The 5,234-nt window shown below is 71.7% G+C and carries 6 protein-coding genes; 2 read left to right on the top strand and 4 right to left on the bottom strand.

Translation table 11 applies throughout. From position 1 onward, the window contains the following. Window positions 1-271, top strand: a 271-nt coding sequence (locus P409_RS25930) for a hypothetical protein (protein ID WP_034845236.1), incomplete at its 5' end; no start/stop codon positions are given. Window positions 272-402: 131 nt separating this feature from the next. Here P409_RS25930 and P409_RS25925 read toward each other — a convergent pair. From P409_RS25925 to P409_RS25915, 3 genes are all read right to left on the bottom strand, one after another. Continuing rightward, window positions 403-1,011: a 2-hydroxychromene-2-carboxylate isomerase gene (locus tag P409_RS25925; protein ID WP_034845242.1), complete on the bottom strand. Its 609-nt coding sequence runs from the start codon at window positions 1,009-1,011 to the stop codon at window positions 403-405. Between the two features lie 61 nt (window positions 1,012-1,072). Then, window positions 1,073-1,975, bottom strand: coding sequence for an NAD(P)/FAD-dependent oxidoreductase (locus P409_RS25920; RefSeq protein WP_034845235.1), 903 nt, complete (start codon window positions 1,973-1,975; stop codon window positions 1,073-1,075). Then, window positions 1,965-2,429 carry an Rrf2 family transcriptional regulator gene (locus tag P409_RS25915; RefSeq protein WP_052121395.1) on the bottom strand — a complete coding sequence of 155 codons (465 nt, stop codon included), beginning with the start codon at window positions 2,427-2,429 and terminating at the stop codon, window positions 1,965-1,967. Before P409_RS25915 ends, P409_RS25920 begins: the two co-directional genes overlap by 11 nt. Window positions 2,430-2,536: 107 nt before the next feature. Here P409_RS25915 and P409_RS25910 point away from each other — a divergent pair, with 107 nt between their 5' ends. Then, window positions 2,537-4,339 (top strand): ABCB family ABC transporter ATP-binding protein/permease, encoded by a 1,803-nt coding sequence (locus P409_RS25910; RefSeq protein WP_034845238.1) that lies wholly within the window; start codon window positions 2,537-2,539, stop codon window positions 4,337-4,339. A 73-nt stretch (window positions 4,340-4,412) separates the two neighbouring features. Here P409_RS25910 and P409_RS25905 read toward each other — a convergent pair. After that, the coding region (locus P409_RS25905) for an NAD(P)-dependent oxidoreductase (protein WP_034845233.1) at window positions 4,413-5,234 on the bottom strand (822 nt) is incomplete at its 5' end.

Genomic DNA, 5,234 nt, shown 5'->3' with positions numbered 1-5,234 from the left:
GCTGGACGAGAAGCCCGGCCAGTTGAGCCCGGACGTGATCGTGTTCTGGAACGACGCCAAGCATTGCGACGCCAGCGGCTGCCCGTGGGAGATCCTGTCCGAGGGCTCGCAGTCGCTAACCCCGGTTGCCGACGGCAAGGCGCATGAACTGGGCCTGGCGCCGAGCTATAGCGCCGGCAAACGCGACCTTCTGATCGACGGCAGCCGCCTGTTCCGCTGGACCGGCAAGGGCTGGGCGCCGGAGTACTACAAGCCGGAGAAGGTGCGGTAAAAGGGCGGGCTGGACACCGCCCCCTTCCTGTCATTGCCGGGCTTGACCCGGCAATCCAGGGGCCACCGAGAACCGCTCTGAAAGCAGCCCCTGGATCCTCGGGTCAAGCCCGAGGATGACAGCAACGGGGGTCAGCCGGCGCGCGGACTGCCCTGGAGGCGCCACTCCAACTGGTCCAGCCGGTCGGCGCCCCAGAAGCCTTCGCCGTCGAGCAGGAAGAAGGGCGATCCGAACACACCCTTCGCCGCCGCCGCCTCGGTCTCGGCCCGCAGCCGGTCCTTGACCTCCGGCCGCCGGATCGCCTCGTCCGTCTCCGCCGCGTCGAGGCCGAGCCCGGCGGCGATGCGCACCACCGCCTCGGGCGCGGCGATATCCTCGCCGCGACCCCAATGTGCGTCGTAGAGCGCCACGGCGAGGTCGTGCGCGAGCGCCGGCCGGTCGTCGGCCAGCCACCACACCGCGCGTGACGGCGCCAGCGCTGCGATCGGCCATTGCACCGGCAGGGTGAAGGGGATGTCGAGGAAGGCGGCGAAGCGCGCCGCATCCTGCTCCAGATACGGCCCGCGCACCGGCAGGTCGCGGATCGGCCTCGTCCCGATCTGCTTCATGATCGGACCCAGCAGCACCGGCTTCCACCGCACCTCGCGGCCGTGCCGCGCGGCCAGCGCGTCGATCCGCATGGCGCCGAGATAGCCATAGGGGCTGGCGAAGTCGAAATAGAACTCGATCGGCGACGACATCCTGGTCTCCTCCGGCTTGGCCGCAGCCTCGCCCAGCCGGGCCACGCTGTCGACCAGATTGCTAGGCCGCCATCCCCATCAAGGCCCGATGTGCACACACCCCCGCCATCACGCCGGAGGCCGAGGCCAGGGTGGCGTTGTGCATCGGGGTCGCCGCGTCGCCGGCGGCGAAGACGCCCGGCACCGTCGTCTGCTTGAAATCGTCGACGCGCAGGCGGGGGCCGAGCGGGCCGTCGTCAAAGGCGCAGCCCAGCTGCTCCGCCAGCGGGCTGGCCATGCGGATCCGCGCCGCTGTGAACAGCGCGGCCACCGGCACCACCCGGCCGTCGGCGAGCCGCACGGCCTCCAGGTCCGGCGCGGTGCCCAGCAGCTCCACCACCGGGCTGCGCTCGATGGTGACGCCACGGCCGGCCAGATACGCCGCCTGTTCGGCATCGGGCTCGAACTCGCCCTGGGTGAAATAGGTGGTCGGCCCCCAATCGGGCAGCATCCCGCCCTGATGGGCGGAGAGCGGGTGGTTGGCCAGGACGCCGAGCGGCCGGCCGGCGACCTCGAAGCCATGGCAGTAGGGGCAGTGCAGCACCGTCCTGCCCCAGCGCTCCTGCAGCCCCCGGATCGGCGGCAGCTCGTCGGCCACGCCGGTGGCCAGGATCAGGTAGGATGCCGCCTCCTCGCGGCCGCCGGCCAGGGCCACCACGAAACCGCCGTCGGTCTTGCGGGCCGACACCGCCTCGCCCTCGACCAGCGCCACGGTCGGATAGGCGAGCAGCTGGCGCAGCCCCTCCTCCCGGATCGCCAGCGGCGGCTTGCCGTCCTGGCCGAGGAAGCCGTGCGACGCGGCGGCGAAGCGGTTGCGCGGCCGGCCGGCATCGATCACCAGCACCCGGCGGCGGGCGCGGGCCAGCTGCATCGCCGCGGACAGCCCGGCGAAGCTGCCGCCGACCACGATGACGTCATGAACCATGATGGGACTCTCCGTAAGGCAGGCCGTGGCCGCCGTTCAGGCGGCGGGCGTCGGCCGCGAGATCGGCCAGGGTCAGGGTGGCGAGGCGCCGGTCCAGCGCGCGTTCGGCCTCCTGCATCGCCTCGTCCAGCGCGGCGGTGACCGCGCGCAGGATCAGGCAGGTCGGCTGGCCCACCTCGAAGGCGGTGAGCGAGACCACCCGCTCGCCCAGGGCGTGCTGGATCTCGGCCAGGGTGATCGCCTCCGGCGGCCGGGCCAGGCGCCAGCCGCCGCCATGGCCCTTGACCGAGCTGACGATGCCGGCCTCGCGCAGGCCGGCGAAGCCGCGCCGGATCACCACGGGGTTGGTGCCGACGAAGGCCGCCATCTCGGCCGAGGTCAGGGCCGTGTCGGGCCGCGCGACCATGTGCACCAGCACATGGAGAGCGGCGGAAAGGCGTTCGTTGCGTTTCATGTAACTTTGAAAGTTACATGATTCGATCCGCGGAGCAAGGGCGACGGGATGCCGGTGCCGGCCGTGTATTAGGATGAGACGGAGACGATGCGAGTCCGGCCATGTCGATGACACCGCCCCGGGGGGACCACAGCGCGCGCGGCGACCTGGCCACGCTGGCCCGGGTCATGCCCTATCTGTGGCGGGGCGAGAGCTGGGGCGTGCGGCTGCGCATCCTGGCCTGCGTGGCGCTGGTGTTCCTGTCCTCCTTCGCCGTGGCGCTGGTGCCGCTGCTGTTCTCGCTGGCGATCGATGCCTATGCCGGCAAGGCCAATGCCTGGGCGGTCGGGGCGATGGGCGTGATCACCGCCTATGCCGTCGCCTCCTGGGTCGGGCGCATCCTGGGCGAGCTGCAATACGCCGCCTACGGCCCGATCGAGCACCGCCTCGTCCGGCGGCTGAGCCGCACCTTCTTCACCCATCTGCACGGGCTGTCGCTGCGCTTCCATCTCGGCCGCCGCACCGGCGCGGTCAGCGAAGATCTCGGCCGCGGCCTGTCCGGCATCCGCGAGCTGATCTACGACGTCGCCTTCCGCATCCTGCCGCTGCTGATCGAGATCGCCGCCACCTGCGTCATCCTGCTGGCGCATCTGCCGCCCTTCTATGCCCTGGTCACCGCCGCCACCCTGGCGGCCTTCGCCTGGGCCATGACGCTGGGCGCCGACAGCCTGCGAAGCACGATCCGGACCATGAACCGGGAGAGCAGCAGCGCCCATGCCGTCGCCATCGACAGCCTGATCAACTACGAGACGGTGAAGTATTTCGGCGCCGAGGGCGCGATCGGCCGCCGCTACGACGAGCGGCTGGAGGAGGTGGAGCGGCTGGCCGCGCGCGGCCTGGCGCTGCGCAGCCTGAACGGCATCGCCCAGATGACGGTGCTGAGCCTCGGCCTCGCCATCCTCCTGATCCTCGGCGGCCGGGCAGTGCAGGCCGGCACCATGTCGGTCGGCGACCTGGTGCTGCTGAACACCTATTTCGTCCGCCTAGCCCGGCCGCTGGAGCAGCTGAGCCGCCTGTACCGGGTGATCCGCAACTCGCTGGGGTCGGTCGAGCAGATGTTCGCGCTGCTGGACGAGACGCCGGAGGTGACGGACGCACCCAACGCCGTGCCGCTGCCGCCCGGCCGCGGCGACCTGGCCTTCGAGCACGTCTCCTTCGCCTATGACCCTCGCCGGCCGATCCTGCGCGACGTCAGCTTCACCCTGCCGGCCGGGCGGACGGTGGCGGTGGTCGGCGCGTCCGGCGCCGGCAAGTCGACCATCGCCCGCCTCCTGTTCCGCTTCTACGACCCGTCGGCCGGCCGGATCCTGATCGACGGCCACGACCTGCGCGACATCACTCAGGGCTCGCTGCGCGCCGCCATCGCCGTGGTGCCGCAGGACACGGTGCTGCTGAACGAGACGCTGTTCGATAATCTGGTCTTCGGCCGGCCGGAGGCGACGCGCGCGGAGGTCGAGGCGGCGGCCCGGATCGCCCAGCTGGACCGCTTCGTCGCCGGGCTGCCGGATGGCTGGGACACGCTGGTCGGCGAACGCGGGCTGAAGCTGTCGGGCGGCGAAAAGCAGCGCGTCGCCATCGCCCGCGCGGTGCTGAAGCAGCCGCGGCTGTTCATCTTCGACGAGGCGACCTCGTCGCTCGACAGCGCCACCGAGCAGGCGATCCAGGAGCGGCTGGCCGAGGCCTCGCGCGGCACCTCGACCCTGATCATCGCCCACCGCCTGTCGACCGTGGTCCATGCCGACGAGATCCTGGTGCTGGACCGCGGCCAGGTGGCCGAGCGCGGCAGCCACGCCGCGCTGCTGGCCCGGGACGGGCTTTATGCGGCGCTATGGCAGCGCCAACACAGAGTGGCTGAGCCGGCAGCGGAATAAGGTCGGATATGTCCCGTTTACTCTCCCCCTCCCGCGAGGGGAGGGGGAGGATGAGAAAGGGCAGTAAGTCGCCTCACTCCACCTTCAGCCCGGCCGCTTCGGCGGCGTCGAGGGCGATCGCGCTCCAGTCCAGGTCGCCGCGGCCGCGGGCGATCGAGCCGATGAAGCGCTCGCGCAGCACCGCGGCGAAGGGCAGCGGCACCCCGGCCTTCTCGCCCGCCGCCATCGCCAGCCCGACATCCTTGAGGCCGAGCGGCATGCGGAAGCCGGGCGGCGAGAACGCCCGGTCGACGATGGCGCCGCCATAGAGCTTGTAGACCGGCGCGGCGAAGATCGAGCTGGAATACAGCTCATGCGCCTGGCGGGCGGAGACACCGTGCTTCTCCAGCAGGGTGAAGGTCTCGGCCATCGCCTCGATCGCCGCCGCGATCATGAAGTTGCCGCCGAGCTTCACCACGTTCGCGGCCTCGGGCGCTTCGCCGAAATCATGCATCTGGCCGAGCGTCTCCAGCACCGGCCGGACCTTGTCCTTGGCCGCGGCCGGGCCGGAGACCGCGATCCGGAGCTGGCCCGAGCCCGCGACCGGCGGCCGGCCGAAGACCGGAGACCCGAGATAGGCCACCCCCGCCGCCTGATGCGCCGTCGCGAGGTCGGCGGCGATCGCCGGGCTGACCGTGCTCATCGACACATGCACGCCGCCCTGGGGCAGGCCGGACAGGATGCCGGCATCGCCGGTGGTCACGCTCTTCAGCGCCGCATCGTCGGCCACCATGGACAGGACGATGCCGTCCGCCGCGGCCTCGCCCGGGGTCGCCGCCCGGACCGCGCCCTTGGCCAGCAGCGGCTCCTCCGCCGCCGGGCTGCGGTTCCACACCGCGACCGGCCAGCCCTGGTC

This window comes from Inquilinus limosus MP06 (genome assembly GCF_000767795.1).
Lineage (GTDB): Bacteria > Pseudomonadota > Alphaproteobacteria > DSM-16000 > Inquilinaceae > Inquilinus > Inquilinus limosus_E.
Note: the sequence above shows the minus strand (reverse complement) of the source record. Positions and strands in the feature narration are given on the sequence as shown.

Excerpts from the sequence above, each read along its gene's own strand:
- P409_RS25925 (WP_034845242.1), bottom strand. The coding sequence starts at position 1,011 with ATGTCGTCGCCGATCGAGTTCTATTTCGACTTCGCCAGCCCCTATGGC.
- P409_RS25920 (WP_034845235.1), bottom strand. The coding sequence starts at position 1,975 with ATGGTTCATGACGTCATCGTGGTCGGCGGCAGCTTCGCCGGGCTGTCC.
- P409_RS25915 (WP_052121395.1), bottom strand. The coding sequence starts at position 2,429 with ATGAAACGCAACGAACGCCTTTCCGCCGCTCTCCATGTGCTGGTGCAC.
- P409_RS25910 (WP_034845238.1), top strand. The coding sequence starts at position 2,537 with ATGACACCGCCCCGGGGGGACCACAGCGCGCGCGGCGACCTGGCCACG.